Origin of the sequence: Pantoea sp. DY-15 (genome assembly GCF_019795935.1) — a bacterium.
Lineage (GTDB): Bacteria > Pseudomonadota > Gammaproteobacteria > Enterobacterales > Enterobacteriaceae > Pantoea > Pantoea leporis.
Genome location: NZ_JAIMIF010000003.1, coordinates 16,510 through 36,416, shown reverse-complemented (window position 1 = coordinate 36,416; position 19,907 = coordinate 16,510). Strand labels below are relative to the sequence as shown.

Annotated in this window: 20 protein-coding genes; 14 read left to right on the top strand and 6 right to left on the bottom strand. The window is 55.7% G+C overall.

The window, feature by feature from the left end:
• Positions 1-27 precede the first annotated feature (27 nt).
• Positions 28-882, top strand: a complete 855-nt coding sequence (locus K5Y32_RS12795) for a PA4780 family RIO1-like protein kinase (RefSeq protein WP_222184379.1) — start codon at positions 28-30, stop codon at positions 880-882.
• Here K5Y32_RS12795 and K5Y32_RS12790 read toward each other — a convergent pair.
• Positions 879-1,016 (bottom strand): hypothetical protein, encoded by a 138-nt coding sequence (locus K5Y32_RS12790; RefSeq protein WP_222184378.1) that lies wholly within the window; start codon positions 1,014-1,016, stop codon positions 879-881. The two genes, K5Y32_RS12795 and K5Y32_RS12790, sit on opposite strands and share 4 nt — an antisense overlap.
• 224 nt (positions 1,017-1,240) lie before the next feature.
• On the opposite strand from K5Y32_RS12790, the gene K5Y32_RS12785 reads away from it, so the two are divergent.
• Complete coding sequence (locus K5Y32_RS12785; protein ID WP_110868297.1) at positions 1,241-1,597, top strand: hypothetical protein; 357 nt, start codon at positions 1,241-1,243, stop codon at positions 1,595-1,597.
• 122 nt (positions 1,598-1,719) lie between these two features.
• Positions 1,720-2,379, top strand: coding sequence for an epoxyqueuosine reductase QueH (locus K5Y32_RS12780; protein WP_008101584.1), 660 nt, complete (start codon positions 1,720-1,722; stop codon positions 2,377-2,379).
• A gap of 134 nt (positions 2,380-2,513) precedes the next feature.
• Here the strand turns inward: K5Y32_RS12780 and mgtA are convergent, their stop codons facing one another.
• Positions 2,514-5,237, bottom strand: coding sequence for a magnesium-translocating P-type ATPase (gene mgtA, locus K5Y32_RS12775; RefSeq protein WP_222184376.1), 2,724 nt, complete (start codon positions 5,235-5,237; stop codon positions 2,514-2,516).
• Positions 5,238-6,058: 821 nt separating this feature from the next.
• Between mgtA and K5Y32_RS12770 the strand changes: the two genes are divergently transcribed.
• The 6 genes from K5Y32_RS12770 to speG are packed head-to-tail and all read left to right on the top strand — an operon-like array spanning position 6,059 to position 11,583.
• Entirely contained in the window at positions 6,059-7,627 is a 1,569-nt protein-coding gene (locus tag K5Y32_RS12770) for an ABC transporter substrate-binding protein (RefSeq protein ID WP_222184374.1), read from the top strand.
• Positions 7,627-8,679 carry an ABC transporter permease gene (locus K5Y32_RS12765; protein WP_222184372.1) on the top strand — a complete coding sequence of 351 codons (1,053 nt, stop codon included), beginning with the start codon at positions 7,627-7,629 and terminating at the stop codon, positions 8,677-8,679. The genes K5Y32_RS12770 and K5Y32_RS12765 overlap by 1 nt, the downstream gene beginning before the upstream one ends.
• Complete coding sequence (locus K5Y32_RS12760) at positions 8,676-9,533, top strand: ABC transporter permease (protein ID WP_101763443.1); 858 nt, start codon at positions 8,676-8,678, stop codon at positions 9,531-9,533. Before K5Y32_RS12765 ends, K5Y32_RS12760 begins: the two co-directional genes overlap by 4 nt.
• On the top strand, positions 9,523-10,356 hold the full coding sequence (locus tag K5Y32_RS12755) for an ABC transporter ATP-binding protein (RefSeq protein ID WP_061718038.1): 834 nt from the start codon (positions 9,523-9,525) through the stop codon (positions 10,354-10,356). The genes K5Y32_RS12760 and K5Y32_RS12755 overlap by 11 nt, the downstream gene beginning before the upstream one ends.
• Complete coding sequence (locus K5Y32_RS12750) at positions 10,349-11,041, top strand: ABC transporter ATP-binding protein (protein ID WP_222184370.1); 693 nt, start codon at positions 10,349-10,351, stop codon at positions 11,039-11,041. The genes K5Y32_RS12755 and K5Y32_RS12750 overlap by 8 nt, the downstream gene beginning before the upstream one ends.
• On the top strand, positions 11,038-11,583 hold the full coding sequence (gene speG, locus K5Y32_RS12745; protein ID WP_061718042.1) for a spermidine N1-acetyltransferase: 546 nt from the start codon (positions 11,038-11,040) through the stop codon (positions 11,581-11,583). The genes K5Y32_RS12750 and speG overlap by 4 nt, the downstream gene beginning before the upstream one ends.
• 34 nt (positions 11,584-11,617) lie before the next feature.
• Here speG and K5Y32_RS12740 read toward each other — a convergent pair whose 3' ends face one another.
• The 4 genes from K5Y32_RS12740 to K5Y32_RS12725 form a co-directional block, all read right to left on the bottom strand.
• Positions 11,618-12,037: a hypothetical protein gene (locus K5Y32_RS12740; protein WP_008101619.1), complete on the bottom strand. Its 420-nt coding sequence runs from the start codon at positions 12,035-12,037 to the stop codon at positions 11,618-11,620.
• 84 nt (positions 12,038-12,121) lie between these two features.
• Entirely contained in the window at positions 12,122-13,057 is a 936-nt protein-coding gene (mmuM, locus tag K5Y32_RS12735) for a homocysteine S-methyltransferase (RefSeq protein WP_210081442.1), read from the bottom strand.
• Positions 13,047-14,462, bottom strand: a complete 1,416-nt coding sequence (mmuP, locus tag K5Y32_RS12730; RefSeq protein ID WP_101763440.1) for an S-methylmethionine permease — start codon at positions 14,460-14,462, stop codon at positions 13,047-13,049. Before mmuP ends, mmuM begins: the two co-directional genes overlap by 11 nt.
• 133 nt (positions 14,463-14,595) lie before the next feature.
• Complete coding sequence (locus K5Y32_RS12725) at positions 14,596-14,934, bottom strand: DUF2002 family protein (protein WP_008101622.1); 339 nt, start codon at positions 14,932-14,934, stop codon at positions 14,596-14,598.
• 150 nt (positions 14,935-15,084) lie between these two features.
• Between K5Y32_RS12725 and K5Y32_RS12720 the strand changes: the two genes are divergently transcribed.
• The 5 genes from K5Y32_RS12720 to nrdF all read left to right on the top strand — a co-directional run bounded on the left by K5Y32_RS12720 (position 15,085) and on the right by nrdF (position 19,602).
• A complete protein-coding gene (locus K5Y32_RS12720; protein WP_008101623.1) occupies positions 15,085-15,405 on the top strand; it encodes a DUF883 family protein in 321 nt (106 codons plus the stop codon).
• 461 nt (positions 15,406-15,866) lie between these two features.
• The gene (gene nrdH, locus K5Y32_RS12715) at positions 15,867-16,109 is read left to right on the top strand and encodes a glutaredoxin-like protein NrdH (protein ID WP_101763439.1); all 243 of its coding nucleotides are present in this window, start codon (positions 15,867-15,869) and stop codon (positions 16,107-16,109) included.
• A 3-nt stretch (positions 16,110-16,112) separates the two neighbouring features.
• Positions 16,113-16,517 (top strand): class Ib ribonucleoside-diphosphate reductase assembly flavoprotein NrdI, encoded by a 405-nt coding sequence (nrdI, locus tag K5Y32_RS12710; RefSeq protein ID WP_222184367.1) that lies wholly within the window; start codon positions 16,113-16,115, stop codon positions 16,515-16,517.
• The gene (gene nrdE, locus K5Y32_RS12705) at positions 16,496-18,634 is read left to right on the top strand and encodes a class 1b ribonucleoside-diphosphate reductase subunit alpha (RefSeq protein WP_101763438.1); all 2,139 of its coding nucleotides are present in this window, start codon (positions 16,496-16,498) and stop codon (positions 18,632-18,634) included. The genes nrdI and nrdE overlap by 22 nt, the downstream gene beginning before the upstream one ends.
• 8 nt (positions 18,635-18,642) lie before the next feature.
• A complete protein-coding gene (gene nrdF / locus K5Y32_RS12700; protein WP_222184365.1) occupies positions 18,643-19,602 on the top strand; it encodes a class 1b ribonucleoside-diphosphate reductase subunit beta in 960 nt (319 codons plus the stop codon).
• Positions 19,603-19,907 lie beyond the last annotated feature (305 nt).

Genomic DNA, 19,907 nt, shown 5'->3' with positions numbered 1-19,907 from the left:
TATCTGGACTCTTTCAAGGCGACTCGCATGAAAATCCCAAACCGACTCCAGCCTCTCGTCGATGATGGCTTGGTAGATGAAGTACTACAAAGACTAAGAAGCGGCAAAGAAGCTGACGTTTATACCGTGTTAACGGGCGGCAAAATCCAATGTGCCAAAGTGTACAAGGACGCCACACAACGAAGTTTCAAGCAGGCCGTGCATTATCAGGAAGGACGTAAAGTCCGTAACAGCCGCAATTCACGTGCGATGCAAAAAGGGTCAAAATTCGGGCGCAAGCAGCAAGAAGAGACCTGGCAAAGCGCGGAAGTTGATGCGTTATTCCGCCTGGCGAATGCTGGCGTGCGCGTCCCGCAGCCCTACATTTGCATCGACGGCGTATTGTTGATGGAGCTGGTCACAGACGCAGAAGGCCTGGTTGCGCCACGCCTGAGCGATGTATTCCTGACTGAAGATAACGCCCTGAAGGATTTCGATACCATGATCCGCAATATCGTGCGCATGCTGTGCGCCGGCATTGTTCATGGCGATCTGTCGGAATTCAACGTGCTGCAGGATGCCAACGGACCGGTCATTATCGACTTGCCACAAGCTGTCGATGCCGCGGCAAACAACCACGCGGAATCGATGTTTGAGCGCGATGTGAATAACATCACCGCCTATTACGGGCAATACGCTCCGCAGATTTTGCAAACGCGCTATGCGAAGGAGATCTGGCAGTTATATGAAGATGGAAAGCTGACGCCAGAAACGCCGCTCACCGGTCTCTTCGTCGAAGAGGTGCATGAAGTGGATATGAACTCATTGATGGATGAGATCATCGCCGCCGAAGATGAGTTCTACGATCGTCAGCGCGCCGCTAAAGAGCGCGACGAAGATTAGAGGCGGCTCCAGAGCTCAGGCAGGCTGGCGATAAACGCCTCGGCTATCGCGTATTTATTGCCACCCGGATTCCACAACGTTACCAGCGTAACGTTCAATCCCTGATTGCCAACCTCGGTACGCAACCGTTGCACGTGGCGCCACTGCTATGCTGCGCCAGACAGATAGCAGATTAATATTGCAGAGCCACCGCTCAGGTGGCTCTTATCCCTTCCTGCAACAACCTAAAATGCTATCTACTGGTGATTTTGCCAGCGAAACTAGACCTTTTTCATTCCTGGTTTATTCTTAAATCTTTCCATCCCGGCCTATGCCAGGATGATTACCTGAGACGACATATTTCATGAAAGAGGGAATTATGAAAAAGACCATTATTGCACTGTCAGCCATTCTGATGGCATCTTCGGCTTTTGCCGCGACCACACATGCAACTGATGAAACTGTCGCTAACGCGCAGGCCGGTGCGAACACCGCTAAAGAAAAACTGCATCAGGCGCAGAACGAAGGTAAAGAGCAGCAGCTGAAAGCGAAGCATGCGGCAGAAGGTAAAAGCGATAACCTGACCAGCAAAGCCAGCGAAGGTACGCAGAAAGCCTGGAATAAAACCAAAGAAGGTTCTGAGAAAGGTTGGGATGCCACCAAAGAAGGCACGCAGAAAGGCTGGAATAAAACCAAAGAAGGTGCCAGCGATCTGAAAAAGAAAGTGACTGAATAACGTTCGTCGCTCAATCCAGAGGCCGCGTTTGCGGCCTTTTTTATTGCCTGTTTTCCTCAACTTTGCATCTTTAACGCTATCCCCTTAGACTTTACCCAACACTCCATTAACCAATAATGCTCATGTCTGACACCTTTACTCGCCAGCCGCTGCCCTTACCCAACGGTCATAATAAAGTCCTGTTGCACTCCTGCTGTGCGCCCTGCTCGGGCGAAGTGATGGAAGCGATGCTGGCTTCCGGCATCGATTACACCATCTTCTTCTACAACCCAAACATTCATCCGCTGAAAGAGTATGAGCTGCGTAAAGAGGAGAATATCCGCTTTGCCGAGCAGTTTGGCGTGCCCTTTGTTGATGCCGATTATGATAAAGACAATTGGTTTGAGCGGGCGCGTGGCATGGAGTGGGAACCGGAACGTGGCGTGCGCTGCACCATGTGTTTCGACATGCGCTTTGAACGCACCGCGCTGTATGCACATGAAAACGGTTTCCCGGTGATCACCAGTTCACTCGGTATTTCGCGCTGGAAGAATATGCAGCAGATCAACGACTGCGGCGTGCGCGCGGCGGCGCACTATCCCGATATGCTTTATTGGGAGTTCAACTGGCGGAAAGGTGGCGGCTCGTCACGCATGATTGAGATCAGCAAGCGCGAACGTTTCTATCAGCAGGAGTATTGCGGCTGCATCTACTCGCTGCGCGACAGCAATCGCCATCGTGTAGCTAGCGGCCGCGAGCGCATTGAGATCGGCGTGCAGTATTACCAGCCCGACGAAGAGTAAAGAAAAGGGCAGGAAATCCTGCCCTTTTTTCATTAACGAAACACCAGCGTTAACACCACCATGACAACCATCATCATTATCAGGTGAAACACCACCTTATTGAGATTGCGGTTACGCATTTCACCTCCATGTGTTTAAAACCACTGACCAAAGCGCTTGATGTAGAGCATTTTCATGCCCTGCGCGACCACGCAATACCCGAGCAGCGTTGCCACCAGCCATGGGAAGTAAGCCCATGGCAACGGCACCAATCCCACCATCGCGCCCAGCGGTGAGAACGGCAGCAGAATGCCGGCGATCATCACACACGCAGTGGTCAGCAGCACCGGCAGCGCCGCACGGCTCTGGATAAACGGAATCTTTTGCGTGCGCAGCATGTGCACCACCAGCGTTTGCGACAGCAAGCCTTCAATAAACCAGCCGGACTGGAACAGCGACTGCATTTCTGGCGTATTCGCCGCGAACACGTACCACATCAGCGCAAAAGTGGTGATATCGAAAATCGACGACGTTGGCCCAATCCACAACATAAAGCGTTTGATATTACGCGCGTCCCATTTACGCGGCTTACGCAGGAACTCGCGGTCCATTTTGTCCCACGGCAGTGCCAGCTGGGACAGATCGTACATCAGGTTCTGAATCAGCAGATGAATCGCCAGCATCGGCAGGAACGGAATAAAGGCGCTCGCCACCAACACCGAGAACACGTTGCCGAAGTTCGAGCTGGCGGTCATGTTCAGGTACTTAATGATGTTGCCGAAGGTTTCGCGTCCCTTCATTACGCCCTCTTCCAGCACCATCAAATCTTTTTCCAGCAGGATGATATCGGAGGACTCTTTAGCGATGTCCGCCGCGCTATCGACGGAAATCCCGACATCGGCATCACGCAGCGCCGGCGCATCATTAATCCCGTCGCCAAGGAAGCCAACGGTGTGGCCCTGCTGCTGTAGCGCGCGCAGGATGCGTGATTTCTGCAGCGGCGTGAGTTTAGCGAATACCGCACTCTGTGCGGCGGCGTCTGCCAACTGCTCGTCGCTCATCAGGGCAATTTGGTCGCCGGTGACGATCGCGCCGCTGTCGATGCCAACCTGCTGGCAAATGCGCGCGGTCACCACCGGATTATCACCGGTCAGCACTTTGACGCTAACGCCATTGTCGCGCAGCGCGCCGATAGCTTTGGCGGCGCTCTCTTTCGGTGGATCGAGGAAGGTCAGCAGCCCTTCTACCGTTAAGCCTTGCTCATCCGCCACGCTCAGCGGCTGCTGTAAACCCGGCTCCGCCAGCACGCGGCTCGCCACCAGCAGCACGCGGAAACCCTGCTCGTTGTATTGATGTGCCAGCGCCAGCAGTTCTGCACGACGCGTTTCGTTCAGCGGCTGCACCAGTTTACCTTCACGCTCGGCAGTCGCGATGCTCAGCATCTCTTCCACCGCGCCTTTGCAGATCAGCATCTGTTGATTGAGACGACGATCGCGCACCACCACCGAGACGCGACGGCGAATGAAATCAAACGGCAGTTCATCCACTTTGATATAGGTATCGCTTACCGCTTCGCTGACGCGGTTTTTGCCGTACTGCAAAATGGCGCGATCCATCAGATTCAGCGTGCCGCTTTGATAGTGGCTGTTAAGCCAGCTCAGCATCAGCACGCGTGAGTTTTCCACGCCAGCACAATCCAGATGATGCTCCAGAATGATGTTGTCCTGCGTCAGCGTGCCGGTTTTGTCGGTGCAGAGAATATCCATCGCGCCGAGGTTTTGAATCGCATTCAGACGTTTGACGATCACTTTACGCCGCGACATGGCGATGGCGCCTTTCGCCAGGTTGGAGCTGACGATCATCGGCAACATTTCCGGTGTTAAACCTACCGCTACCGCCAGCGCAAACAGTGAAGCATCCAGCCAGTCGCCTTTGGTTAGGCCATTAATCAGCAACACCACCGGTACCATCACCAACATGAAGCGGATCAGCAGCCAGCTCACGCTGTTGACGCCGCGGTCAAAGGCGGTTTGTGCGCGATTACCCACAATCGATTTCGCCAGGCTACCGAAGTAAGTTTCGCTGCCGGTTGCCACTACCACCGCTTTGGCGCTGCCGCTGGACACGTTGGTGCCCATCAGGCAGACGCTGCCCAGTTCCAGCAGCGATGTGCCCTGTTCGCTGGCACCGCTGCTTTTGCTGGTGACGTGGCCGGTGACGTCATATTTCTCAACCGGTAACGATTCGCCAGTCAAAATCGCCTGGCTGATAAACAGATCGCGTGAATCCAGCAGCCGTACATCGGCTGGCACCAAATCCCCCGCCGACAGATAGATGATGTCACCCGGCACCAGCGTGGCGATATCGACTTCCTGTTTGAGCGGCGCTTGCTGCGCTGACTCACGACGCAGCACCGTGGCGGTGGTGCGCACCATCGATTTCAGCGCCTGCGCCGCTTTATTGGTGCGGAACTCCTGCCAGAAGCGCAGCAAACCGCTGAGCGTTACCATCGTCACAATGATGATGACACCGGTCAGATCGGTCTCCTCGCCGTTGCGCAGCGGCAGCCAGAAATCAGTGAAAAAGCTCACCAGCGCCAGCGCCATCAGGACATAGATAAACGGATTGTTGAATGCCTGCAGCAACTGCAACAACGCCGGTGGCGCTTTGTCGTGTTCGACCTGATTACGGCCATATACATTCAGGCGCGCCTCGGCTTCACGTTCACTCAGGCCAAGCGCATCGCTGCGCAGACGCACCAGCGTTTCGTCGGCAGTAAAACCGGCTTCATCTTCAATCAGGTAACGCGGTGTTTTTTGACGCGGCTGGCGCGTGGTGTTCCAGGCTTTTTTGTCCTGGTTGAGTTTCATGTCAGTCATAGTGACATTCCTCTTTATTACGGCAATAAAAATCCCTGCGTGCGAGGCACACAAATTAAATTAACGGCAATGCGTTTTTAAATTAAAAATAACCTGTCGGGAATTTCCATATCACCTCCCGGAAATTAAAGACGAAAAGAGTCGCTCGTTAAATAACGAGTAATTAATAAATTCGAAGGTAAACACCACGTAGTCAAACAGCGAGAAGCTGTCTAATGCGCAGCGCAAATCAGCACGCTGAGGTTCAGCGCGCGTATCGAGGCGGAGGGAAAAGTGTGTTAAAAATCATGTGCATGATGATATCCCCACGGGCTTTGGCCCGTTACAGTGTCGTTTTAAGGGAACAATCATCAAGTAAAGAGAGGATTGCTGCCCGCCGTGTTGGCAAGCAGCGACAAAAAAGTTCGCGCGTCAGCTTGCCTTGTGATGCCTACTAAAAGGGTGACTGTCCAACTGAACTCTCCTGCTTTGAAATTGCGGCCATTATATTCCGGGAAGTAACGAAGTAAAGTTAATTATCGGTTAGTCACCGATCATTTATATTCCGTTGCAGTTAAGTTGATATATCGCATTCCGGTCGCCATAAATGGCGCCCCTACGACGGCTTTGCCAATTTATGCGCACCGGGAAATGGGTAGTCATTATGGTTTTCGTAGGGTGCGCATTCATGCGCACCTCTCCAACAGCCCATAACGCTTTCAAGCCTTATAACTGAACCCCACAGCTTAGATCATTAATGCATATGCATAGCCTGAAATTGACTATTCTTCACTGCTGCGCTCTCGTAAACTCGCGTTACTTTTTTTAGGCAAGGAAACAACATGAAAAAAATTATTCCATCACTGCTGGCGTTATCGCTGGTAGCCGCCTTCTCGGTTCAGGCAGCGACGCCGAAAGATACGCTGGTGATTGCCCAGTCTACCGATGATGCCGACAGCTTCGACCCTGCGCAGGGCTTCGAACTCACCACGGTGCAAGCGTTCACTAACATTTATCAGCGCCTGGTTCAGTCCGATCCCACTAATCCAACCGATTTGCAGCCAACGCTGGCCACGTCCTGGCAAGCGGGCAGCGATAATCGCAGCCTGACGTTTGAACTACGCAAAGGTGCTCAGTTCGCCAGCGGCAATCCGCTGCGTCCGGAGGATGTGATCTTCTCACTGGGTCGCGTGGTGAAACTCAACCTCGATCCCTCCTTTATTCTTACCCAACTTGGCTGGAATAAAGACAACGTCGATACCTTCCTGAAAAAGGTTGATGACAACCACGTACAGATCAGCTGGAGCGCCAACGTCAGCCCGGCGTATGTGCTCAGCCTGCTCTCCGCGCCGGTCTCTTCGATTGTTGATGAGAAAACCGCGCAGGCCAACGCGAAGAACGGTGACTTCGGCCACGCGTGGCTCGGTACTCACTCTGCCGGTAGCGGCCCGTATCAGATTCGTAAAGTGGTGCTGCACGAAGCAGTTCTGCTAAGCGCGAACCCAACTTCGCCAGCGGGCGCACCGAAGCTGAAAAACATCCTGATCAAAAACGTACCGGAACCGGCTGCGCGTCGCCTGCTGCTGGAACAGGGCGATGTGGATATCGCGCGTAACCTCGGCGCGGATCAGATTGCCTCGCTGAAAGGCAAAGCGGGCGTGAAGACCGAAGCGATTCCGATGGCGTCGCTCTACTATATCCAGTTCAACATCGGTGAAAACCCAGTGCTGAAGAACCCGGCGCTCTGGGAAGCCGCTCGATATCTGTTCGACTATAAAGGTATCGCTAACGACCTGCTGAAAGGCCAGTTCGACGTGCATCAGACCTTCCTGCCGAAAGGCTTCCTCGGCGCAATCAACGACACGCCGTACACTTACGATCCTGAGAAAGCCAAAGCGATTCTGAAGAAAGCCGGTCTGACCAACGTCAGCTTCAAGCTCTCCACCAGCAACCAGCCGCCTTACCTCGATATCGCGCAGGCGCTGCAGGGCAGCTTTGCCAAAGGCGGCGTGAAAGTGGAAGTGCAACCGGGCCTGAGCTCTGAAGTCTCGACCCGCGTGAAGGCGCACAAATATGAAGCCACCCTGAACGCCTGGGGCGCAGACTATTTCGATCCCAACACCAACGCCGCGTCCTTCGCTTACAACCCGGAAGATGGCAGCAAAACCGTGGCTTACCGTTCTGACTGGCACATCCCGGAGCTGAACAAGCAAACGCTGGCCGCCACCGCCGAGAGCGATAACAACAAGCGCGTCGAACTCTATCAGGCGATGCAGCGTGAAGTGCTGAAGAACTCGCCGTACGTGATTGGCTTGCAGGCGAAAAACCTGATTGCGCTGCGCGACAATCTGCAAGGCTATGTGCAGGGCATCAACCCGGACATGGTGTATTACTCGCAGGTTTCTAAGTAATGGCAGTGTCAGCTTCACAGGCCGGGTTCGCCCGGCCACTCTGGCAACGCGTTAGCCACATCGTCACTAGCCTGCTCTCGCTGCTGGTGACGTTGGTCGGTTTGTTAGCGTTCACTTTTATGCTGTCGCACCTTTCGCCAGTCGATCCGGTGCAACAGATCGCAGGCGATCACGCCAGCGAAGCCACCTACGCGCAGGTGCGACACGATCTCGGTCTTGATCAGCCGGTGCTGGTGCAGTTCTGGCGCTATATCAGCCATTTGGCGCGCGGCGATCTCGGCTTATCGCATCTGACCAATCAACCGGTCAGCGCCGACCTGATGCGCACCTTCCCGGCCACCATTGAGCTGGCCACCTGCGCGATGATTTTTGCCGCGGTGTTCGGCATTACCTTAGCGCTGCTGGCGGCGTGGAAGCCGGGCAGCATCATCGATAACGTGGCGCGTTTTGTTTCGCTGCTCGGCTACTCGGTGCCGGTGTTCTGGCTCGGCTTGCTGGGTTTGCTGCTGTTTTATGCCGTGCTGCACTGGTCCGCCGGACCGGGCCAGCTTGATGACATCTGGATCTACACGCTGGAGCCAAAAACCGGCTTTGTGCTGATTGATAGCTGGATGTCCGGCGATCCCGAGATGTTCCGCAATGCGATTGCCCACTTGTGGCTGCCGGTGGTGATTCTCGGCCTGCTGGCGATGGCGGGTATCACGCGCCTGCTGCGCGCGGCGCTGCTGGAAGAGAGCAGTAAAGAGTATGTGGTGCTGGCGCGTGCGAAAGGTGCCAGCCGTGGCCGCATTTTACTGCGTCATATTTTCCCCAACGTGCTGGGCACGCTGATTACCGTTATCGCCCTCTCCTACGCCACGCTGCTGGAAGGTTCGGTACTGACCGAAACGGTATTTGCCTGGCCGGGCGTTGGTCGCTACATGACTAACGCGCTGTTTTCCTCCGATGTACCGGCGATTCTCGGCTCGACCTTGCTAATTGGCAGCTGCTTTATTTTGCTCAACGCGCTGGCCGATGCCCTGACCTGGTTAACCGATCCGAGAACCCGATGACTCAACAACTCTCTGAACTGGAAACGCTGCGTCCGCGCCGCCGGCGCGCGCGCGTGACCTCGCTTTCCATCGGCCTGACGTTGGTGCTGATTGTGGTGGCGATGGCGTTGTTCGCGCCATTGCTGGCGCCTTTCGATCCCAATGCGCAGATCATCTCCCAGCGTTTGCAGGCGCCATCGGCGCTGCACTGGTTTGGCACCGATGGCTTTGGCCGCGATCTGCTGTCACGCGTAATTTATGGCGCGCGCCCAACGCTGCTGTTGGTGTCACTGATTCTGGTGCTGACCATTCCGGTTGGCCTGCTGGTCGGCATCACCGCCGGTTACGTGGGCGGCTGGACCGAGCGCGTGTTGATGCGCATAACCGATATCTTCCTGTCACTGCCGAATCTGGTGATCGCGCTGGCGCTGGTCGCCATGCTCGGCCCCGGCTTGATGAATGGCGCACTGGCGCTGGCGCTCACCAGCTGGCCGCCGTTTGCCCGTCAGGCGCGCGCGGAAACGCTGGCGCTGCGCCGCAGTGATTATCTCGCCGCCGCGCGCATGCAGGGCATCACCGGTTTACGCCTGATGTTTGGCCACATTCTGCCGCTGTGTATGCCAACGGCGGTGGTGCGTGCCGCGCTGAGCCTCGGCGGAATCATTCTTTCAGCGGCGGGCCTCGGCTTCCTTGGCATGGGCGTGCAACCGCCTACCGCCGAATGGGGTTCGATGGTGGCAGAAGGCAGTAAAGTGATCTTCGACCAATGGTGGGTAGCCGCCGCACCCGGCGGCGCGATTCTGTTCGCCAGCCTGGCGTTTAACCTGACAGGCGATGGCCTGCGTGACCGACTGGATACTCGCCATGCCAAATGATCTGTTAATTGATGTACAAGGCCTGACGATTCGCAGCGATGATGCGCTGCTGGTCGATAACATTGGCTTCCAAATTGGCCGCGAGCGCGTGGCGCTGGTGGGTGAATCCGGTTCCGGTAAATCACTCACCGCGCGCACGCTGATGGGCTTGCTGTCACCTTCGCTGCACTTGCAGGCCGACCGTTTGCAGATTGTCGGCACCGATGCGTTGAGCCTGCGCGAGCGTGACTGGATTCAACTGCGCGGCAGCAAAGTAGCGATGGTGATGCAGGATCCGAAATATGCGCTTAATCCCACGCGCACCATTGGCTGGCAGGTGGAAGAACCGCTGGTGCTGCACCACAAATTGAGCCGCGCTGAACGTAAAGAGAAAGTGTGCGAGATGCTGGATGCGGTGGGCTTGCCCGACCCGCGTCAGCTGATGAAACGCTATCCGCATCAACTTTCTGGCGGCATGGGGCAACGCGTGATGCTGGCGATCGCCCTGATCACCGATCCTGAACTGCTGATCGCCGATGAACCTACGTCGGCGCTCGATCACGCGATGCGCGATCAGGTACTGGCGCTGATTCGTCGTCTGGTTGAACAGCGCAACATGGGTTTGCTGCTGATCAGCCACGATCTGCAACAGGTTTCCGAGCACTGCGAACGTGTGATGGTGATGTATCAGGGCCGCGTGCTGGATACCTTGCCGGCGTCCGAACTCTCCAACGCCAGCCATCCTTACACCAGCACGTTGTGGGCCTGTCGTCCGAGTAAAGCCACGCACGGCGAGCGTTTGCCGGTGCTGGATCGTGCCGCGCTGGAGAAGAATTATGATTGAGTTAGCGAACCTCAGCGTTTCGCACAAGCAAGGTTACGAGCTGCGCACCGTGGTGCACGAGGTGTCGCTGCAGGTCGCGGCCGGTGAATGTTTTGGTCTGGTTGGCCCCTCCGGCTGCGGCAAGTCGTCGCTGCTGTGGGTGCTGGCGGGATTGAATCCGCACTGGAGCGGCAGCATGTCGCTGGCGGGCACCGCCGTGCAGCCCGGCAAAGCGTTTACCGGCCAGCTGCGCCGCGATGTGCAGATGGTGTTTCAGGATCCCTACGCTTCGCTGCATCCGCGCCATCGCCTGCGTCGTACGCTGACGGAACCGCTGAAAATGCTCAAACGTGATAACATCGACGACCGCATTAATGCCGGGTTCCGTCATGTCGGGCTCGATCCGGCGCTGGCGGATCGCTATCCACATCAGCTTTCAGGCGGTCAGCGTCAGCGCGTAGCGATTGTGCGCGCCCTGCTGCTGGAACCGAAGATCCTGCTGCTGGATGAGCCGACCTCGGCGCTGGACATGTCGGTGCAGGCCGAGATCCTCAACCTGCTCAACGATCTAAAGCAAAAAGATGGTTTAACCATGGTGCTGGTCAGCCACGATCCGGATGTGATCGATCACATGTGCGATCGCGCAGCGCGTATGGCACAGGGCCGCATCGTGGAGCAACATTCAACAACAAGGAACACCGTATGACGGTTAAGTTACGTCCGCTGGAGCGGGAAGATTTACGCTTTGTACACCAATTAGATAACAACGCCAGCGTGATGCGTTACTGGTTTGAAGAGCCGTACGAAGCGTTTGTCGAGCTTTCAGACCTGTATGATAAACATATCCATGACCAGACCGAGCGCCGCTTTGTGGTGGAGCATGATGGACACAAAGCCGGGTTGGTGGAGTTGGTCGAGATTAATCACGTGCATCGCCGCGCTGAGTTTCAGATCATTATCGATCCTTCACATCAGGGCAAAGGCTTAGCCACAAAAGCGGCAAAGTTAGCGATGGATTACGGCTTTTCGGTGCTGAATCTCTACAAACTCTATCTGATTGTCGATGAAGAGAATAAAAAGGCAGTGCACATCTACACCAAGCTGGGTTTTGAGGTGGAAGGCGTACTGAAGCACGAGTTTTTCATCAACGGCGAATACCGCAACACCATCCGCATGTGCATTTTCCAGCAGCAACATCTGGCGCAGCATAAAAGCGCCCATGCGATGGTGAAGCCCACCGCGCAGTAAACGTATGGTCGCCATTGCCGGCGACCAACACTCCTCAACCCCGCGCGCCGACGACGTTCAGCTTGGGCTGCGGATGTTCTGGTTTGAGATCGTACATGCCGCCGTAGAAGGGATCGACCAGCAGCCAGCCGGGGAAGCCCAACAGCGGAATATTGCCCAGCAAATACCACAGATTGGCATTGGCCTCGATCGGCAAGGTTAGCGGCACATAGCCCGGACTCTCCAGCATCACCTGATAGTGCTTCTTACCAAAGTAATTCCCGGTCGATTTCGCCAGCTCGACGGTTTGCGGTGTATAGCCCTGCGCCACCGCGCGGCCGGTCTCATCCTGCACGGTGAAACGCGCGCCTTGCGGCAGGGAGTCGATTTTCACCGGTTGCGTTTCAGTGCCAACAATGGTGGCGCAGCCGCTCAGCAGCAGCGCACAGGCCGGAAAAAGAGGTCGCAGGTTCATAGCAGGTCCGCTTCAGCATCAGATAGGACAGTGTAAACTGCCCTTCTGTGCTTAATCGCGCTATCACTGATGATTTTCTGCGCTTTATTGCGGTTGACAACAAGCAGCAATCGCCGCGATATCCTGCGGCGTGGTACGGCAGCAGCCGCCAATCAGACGTGCGCCCGCCTGCTGCCATTCAGCGAATTTGTCATGCAGCGTGCAGCCCGACGGCGCGGAGTGCCAGGTTTTGCTGCTGGCATCGTACTGCTCGCCGGAGTTCGGATAGACCAGCAGCGGCTTATCACACAGCGCCTGGAAGCGGCGCAGAGCGGGCGTTACGCTCTCCAGCGCCACGCAGTTGATGCCAACCGCCACCACCTGCGGTGCCGCATGCACCAGCTCAGCCACTTTACTCAACGGCGTGCCGTCGCTGATGTGTTCGGCATCGCGCAGGGTAAAGGAGAACCACGCGCTGCTGGCAGGGAATTCAGCCAGTAAACTCACCAGCGCCTGCGCTTCGGTAAAGGACGGCAACGTTTCACAGGCCAGCAGATCGACACCCGCTTCCAGCAACGCCTTCACGCGCGGACGGTGGAACGCTTTCATCTCCTCTTCCGGCAGCGCGTAATCACCGCGATACTCCGCACCATTGGCCAGAAAAGCGCCATACGGCCCGACCGAACCGGCCACCAGCAAGGGCGCGGTGCTGGCGGAGGATGCGCGATAGTCATCACGCGCGCGCTGCGCCAGCTGTACGCTCTGGGTGATCAGTGCCAGCGCCTGCGCTTCATCTAAGCCGCGCGCGGCAAAACCCTGCGGCGTGGCTTGGTAGCTGGCGGTGATCGCCACATGCGCGCCGGCAGCAAAGTAGTCGTGATGCACCTGATAAATCAGCTCAGGATTTTCCATCAGCACTTTGGCCGACCACAGCGCATCGGCCAGATTGCAGCCGCGCGCCTCCAGCTCGGTCGCCAGCGCGCCATCCAGAATCAGCGTGTCAGTTTGGGTTAGAGCCTGCGCGATAGGATTACGCGACATCGTTGGCCTCCTCAGCCTTAAGGGATGACTTGCGTCGTTGCGTGACATGGTATGCGGCATAGCAGAACAGCACAAACGGAATGCCGCACCACAGCGCAATACGCTGCGACGGATCGAACGCCAGACCGACGCACGCCAGCAGGCATAACAGGAAGCCCAGAATCGGCGTCAGCGGATAGAGCGGCGCGCGATACGCCAGCTGTTGTAAGCTGCCGCCCGCCTGCAGATGGCGACGACGGAACACATAGTGCGAGGCGCAGATGCTGAGCCACACCGCCACCACGGCAAAACCGGAAATCGCCGACAGCGCCACAAACACCGTGTCCGGCGCAATCACGCTGGAGAACAGCGCCAGCAAGCCGCCAATCATGCTCACGGTCAGCGCCAGCACCGGAATGCCACGACGGTTGACGCGCGCAAAACAGCGCGGCAGCGTCTTCTCATTAGCCAGCGACCACAACATACGGCCAGAAGCATACAGGCCAGAGTTGGCGGCGGAGAGAATGGCGGTGAGGATCACGAAGTTGAAAATATCCGCCGCGTACGGGATGCCGATCTTTTCAAACACCAGCACAAACGGGCTTTTGACGATTCCGGCCTGATCCATCGGGATCAGCGCCGCCAGCACAAATACCGTGCCGATAAAGAAGATGATCAACCGTGCGACTGTGGTGCGGATCGCCAGCGGCAGCGCTTTTTGTGGCTGCTCGGTTTCACCGGCAGCGATGCCGATCAATTCCGTGCCCGAGAAAGCGAAGTTGACCGCTACCATGGTCATCAGAATCGGCAGCGTGCCGTGCGGCAGCCAGCCGGAAGCGGTGAGATTGTGTAATCCCGGCGCAGCGCTGCCGTCTTTCATCGGGATAAAACCAAAGATCGCACCCGCACCGAGAATGATAAAGGCGATGATGGTGATCACTTTGATGATGGAGAACCAGAATTCACCTTCGGCAAAGAAGCGCGTTGAGACGATATTCAGCAGATAAATAGCGATGCAGAACACCAGACACCACGTCCACACCGGTACGCTCGGGAACCAATACTGCATACAGAACCCGGCGGCGGTCAGGCTGGAACCCAGCGCCACCGTCCAGGTGAGCCAGTAAAGCCAGGCGACGGTATAACCGGTGGCCGGACTGAGATAGCGCGCGGCATAGACGTGGAACGCGCCGGTTTCCGGCATCGCTACGGCCAGTTCGCCGAGACAGACCATCACCAACCACACCACCAGCGCACCAATCAGATAGGCCAGCAAGGTGCCGGCTGCACCGGTGGTTGAGATGATGTAGCCGGTATTGAAGAACAGCCCGGTTCCGATCACACCGCCCAGCGACAGCATCACCAGATGCCGTACTTTCATGGTGCGCTTAAAGTTTTCCTGTGGAGGCGTATCCTGAGTTTGCATGATATTTATCCGTATGGACGTCTGAACATCTATATGGACACAAGGTTATACGCGTCAGCGTGCGGATTTGCAACGGGGCAGAAGGAGAGGATTGAGTCAGGGTTTGCGGCCCCGCGTGAAACGGGGCGCAAGTTCAGGCGCCAAATACGCCTTGCAGATAACGCTCAAGCGCAACGCGCGAGCTGAAGCCGTGCGGAATGCCGTAATGCTCCTGCGAATCGCCCATTAAATAGAGTGGGAATTGCGTGTAGTGATCGCAGGTTTTCATCTCTGAAGCCGGTTCAGCAAAGCTCTGGCTTTTCTCTTTCAGCGTCGGGTGAATGATTAAGGCGGTCCGTCCCATACGCGCTTCGCGATTGACGTACACATAGTTTTCGCCGCGACGATAACCGTAAATTTTTGGCGTTTGGGTATCCATTTCGAAGCCCACTTTCTCAAGTACGCGCGCTACCTCATCTGGTCGTAAATACATGCTTGCTCCTCTCTTCTCACAGCCCCGCAACCTTACAGCAGCAAGATGGCATGGGCATTCGGAATTTTCCCTAAAGCCTGGCACATCCCTGCGTTTAATCACGCTTCGTCTACACTAAGTATTACGTGTTAAATCAAAGGGAGCTAAAAAATGTTTAATCGAAGCGCAAAAAACGATGACATTGATATCAATCAGGATGTAAACGAACTGGCCGATTCGCTAGAGGCGTTACTTAAATCTTATGGCAGTGAAGCTAAAGACGAAGTTGATAATGCTCGTAGCCAGGCGCAGGCGCTGTTGAAGCAGACGCGTGCCAAACTGAGCGGCGGACAGAGTCGCGTATCGCAAGCGGCACGTGATGCGGGTACGCAGGTTGACGCCTATGTCCACGACAAGCCGTGGCACGGCGTGGGCGTCGGCGCGGCGATAGGCTTAGTGCTTGGCGCGCTACTGGTATCTTCACGCCGATAAGCCTGTGTTCGTTGATGCAATGAGCCTCGCTGATGCGGGGCTTTTTTGTGGGCGCGAGATAGTGCGCGCTTTCCCTCACCCTAACCCTCTCCCGCAGGCGGGAGAGGGAATGTTTAGGTGGCGTTCAACTGTAACACCTATGCTAGATCGGCTCCTTCTCCCGCTTGCGGGAGAAGGCTGGGATGAGGGTCAAATCGCACAAAATCCAACCAACCTTCCCACTCCATTCCCTTTACAAAAAATTTTTCCGGCCTGGAAGGCGCATGATCTCTGGCCTTAGCGAATATCCGAAGATCAAAATCACAAAACCCTATATCTGGTGGGCTTGACCCTTTTACCCACTACATCTAGTATTCAACCCATCAACTAACTACCCAATGTCGTCAAGGACGAAGTTCGATGCAAACAGGAATTTGCTTCGTATCTCGCAATCTGACCGCAATCAAATGGAAATACGAATCATGCGCATTATTATTTACACCAAAGACAACTGTGTCCAGTGCAATGCGACAAAAAATGCCATGGACCGCAAAGGTATCGACTATCAGCTGATCAACCTTGATACCCAACCTGAAGCCATCGACAACCTCAAATCTCTAGGCTATCGCCAGGTGCCAGTGGTGATGACGCAAGACGATCACTGGAGTGGCTTCCGTCCCGACAAAATTGCCAGCCTGAGCCAGCTCGCGGCCGTCGGGGGATAAGCCATGTTTCCACTGGTCTATTTCTCTAGCCAGTCGGAAAACACGCACCGATTCATCACGCGTCTTGGGCTGCCTGCCCGCCGCATTCCGGTTGACGGCAAGCAGCGCCTGCATATCGAACAGCCCTACATTTTAGTGGTGCCGAGCTACGGCGGCGGCAGTTCGCGCGGTGCGGTGCCGATACAAGTGATTCAATTCCTCAATGATGATGCCAACCGACGCGGGATTCGCGGGGTGATCGCTGCCGGTAACCGCAACTTCGGTGAAGGCTATTGCCTGGCGGGCGACATCATTGCGCAGAAATGTCAGGTTCCCTATCTCTACCGCTTTGAGCTGATGGGAACCCCCGACGATATCGCTAATGTAAAAGCGGGAGTGACCCAATTTTGGCAACGACAGACACCCTAAACAGCTCGCTGACTGATTACCACGCGCTTAACGCGATGCTGAACCTGTATGACGCCGATGGCCGCATCCAGTTCAGTAAAGATCACGAAGCGACGCGCCAGTTCTTCCTGCAGCATGTACAACCCAATACCGTGCAGTTTGCCTCGGCAGGCGAGCGCCTGCGCTATCTGGTGGCCGAAGGCTACTACGAAGCCGAGGTGCTGAATCAGTACGCTTTCGATTTCCTGTGTCAGCTGCACGATGAAGCTGATGCGGCAGGTTTCGCCTTTCACACCTTCCTCGGGGCGTGGAAGTTTTACACCAGCTACACGTTGAAAACCTTCGACGGCAAACGCTATCTGGAAACCTTCGAACAGCGCGCCTGCATGGTGGCGCTGACGCTGGCACGCGGCAATGAAACCTTAGCGCGCGAGCTGCTGGCGGAAATGCTGAGCGGTCGCTTCCAGCCGGCTACGCCAACTTTCCTTAACTGCGGTAAGCAGCAGCGCGGCGAGCTGGTCTCCTGCTTCCTGCTGCGCATCGAAGACAACATGGAATCGATTGGTCGCGCGGTGAACTCGGCGCTGCAACTGTCGAAACGCGGCGGCGGCGTAGCGTTCCTGCTCTCCAATTTGCGTGAATCAGGCGCGCCGATTAAGCGCATTGAGAACCAGTCGTCCGGCGTAATTCCGGTGATGAAGATGCTGGAAGATGCGTTCTCCTACGCTAACCAGCTGGGTGCACGTCAGGGCGCAGGTGCGGTGTGGCTGAATGCGCATCACCCGGATATTTTCCGCTTTCTCGATACCAAACGTGAAAACGCCGACGAGAAGATCCGCATCAAAACGCTGTCGCTCGGCGTGGTGATCCCGGATATCACCTTCCAGCTGGCGAAAGAGAATCGCGATATGGCGCTGTTCTCGCCGTACGATGTCGAGCGCATCTACGGCAAAGCCTTTGGTGATATCAGCATCAGCGAGCATTACGACGAGATGCTGGCGGACGATCGCATCACCAAAACCTACATCAAGCCGCGCGATTTCTTCCAGACGCTGGCGGAGATTCAGTTTGAATCCGGCTACCCGTACATCATGTTTGAAGACAGCGTGAACCGCAGCAACCCGATTGCCGGGCGCATCAACATGAGTAATCTCTGTTCCGAGATTTTGCAGGTTAACAGCGCCAGCGAATTCAATGACGATCTTAGCTATCGTCGCGTCGGCAAAGATATCTCCTGCAACCTCGGCTCTCTCAACATTGCGCATGCCATGGATTCGCGCAATCTGGCGCAAACCGTGGAAACCGCTGTGCGTGCCCTGACCGCCGTTTCCGAGATGAGTGAGATCAATTCGGTGCCTTCGGTGGCGGAAGGCAATCGCCGCTCGCACGCGATTGGCCTCGGTCAGATGAACCTGCATGGTTATCTGGCGCGCGAAGGCATGGCGTACGGTTCAGAAGAGGCGCTGGATTTCACCAATCTTTACTTCTATTGCGTCACCTATCACGCCGTGCGCACCTCGAATCTGCTGGCGCAGGAGCATCAGAAGAGTTTCGACGGTTTCGCCGAGTCGAAATACGCCAGCGGCAGTTACTTCGATAAATATGTCGAACAGCGCTGGCTGCCGCGCACCGCGCGCGTGGCAAAACTGTTCGCCGATGCCGGACTGACTCTGCCAACGCAGGCCGACTGGCAAGCACTGCGTGCAGCAGTGATGCAACATGGGCTGTACAACCAGAACCTGCAGGCGATTCCGCCCACCGGTTCGATCTCGTACATCAACCATGCGACCTCCAGCATTCACCCGATTGTGTCGCGCATTGAGATCCGTAAAGAGGGCAAAACCGGCCGCGTTTACTATCCGGCGCCGTTTATGACCAACGACAATCTCGACCTCTATCAGGATGCGTACTCCATTGGGCCGGAAGCGATTATTGATACCTACGCCGAAGCCACGCAGCACGTCGATCAAGGCCTGTCGCTGACGCTGTTCTTCCGCGACGACGTCACCACGCGCGATATCAACAAAGCGCAGATCTACGCGTGGAAAAAAGGCATCAAAACGCTCTATTACATTCGTCTGCGCCAGATGGCGCTTCAAGGCACCGAGGTGCAGGGCTGCGTCTCCTGCTCACTGTGATGAAAACTATGCAACTAAAACAAATTCAAGCGATTAACTGGAACCGCATCCAGGACGAAAAAGACCTCGAAGTGTGGAACCGACTGACCAGTAATTTCTGGCTGCCGGAAAAAGTGCCGCTCTCAAACGATCTGCCCGCATGGCAGTCGCTGGACCACCAGCAGCAACAGCTGACTATTCGCGTGTTTACCGGATTGACGCTGCTCGACACCATCCAGAACGTGATTGGTGCGCCTGGCCTGATGGAAGATGCGATTACGCCACACGAGGAAGCTGTACTGTCGAACATCTCCTTTATGGAAGCGGTGCATGCGCGTTCGTACAGTTCGATTTTCTCCACGCTGTGTAATACCGCAGATGTCGATGCGGCGTATCGCTGGAGTGAAGAGAATGAAGCGTTGCAGAACAAGGCGAAGATTGTGCTGGAGCACTATCGCGCCGAGGATCCGCTCAAGAAGAAAATCGCCAGCGTGTTCCTTGAATCGTTCCTGTTCTACTCCGGTTTCTGGCTGCCGATGTATTGGTCGAGCCGTGGCAAGCTGACCAACACCGCAGATCTGATTCGCCTGATCATTCGCGACGAAGCGGTACACGGTTACTACATCGGCTATAAGTACCAAAAGGCGCTGGAAAACGTCGATGCTGGCCGCCGCGAAGAGCTGCAGCAGTTCGCGATTGATTTGCTGCTGGCGCTGTACGAAAACGAAGTGGTGTATACCGAAGCGTTGTACGGTGACGTCGGCTGGGCGGAAGAGGTGAAAACCTTCCTGCACTACAACGCCAATAAAGCGCTAATGAACCTCGGCTACGAAGCGCTGTTCCCGGCGGAACTGACCGCAGTCAACCCGGCGATTTTGTCCGCGCTGTCGCCCAACGCCGATGAAAACCACGACTTCTTCTCGGGTTCAGGTTCTTCCTATGTAATGGGTAAAGCCGTAGAAACCGAAGACGAAGACTGGAATTTTTAACATTAAAAGCCGGTGCGCATGAATGCGCACCCTACGATGCAGGTCGCCATTTATGGCGACCTGCATTCCAAATTTATTCCCATCTCCTGTTCATAATAGACAATTAAATCTCCCTCAACCGCCCTCTTTCTATTTCCACTAACAATATCTTTTTTCACGCCATTGACGCCATTTCCGCCATGAAATAGTGATAAATCACACTCTCCGTCATAAAAAATCAATCCACGCGCATCCCTTGTGAGCACTGGAAATTTTAGCGATTGACTGCTGCGCGCGCTGCCAAATATCGCCCTTCAGGGTTGTCA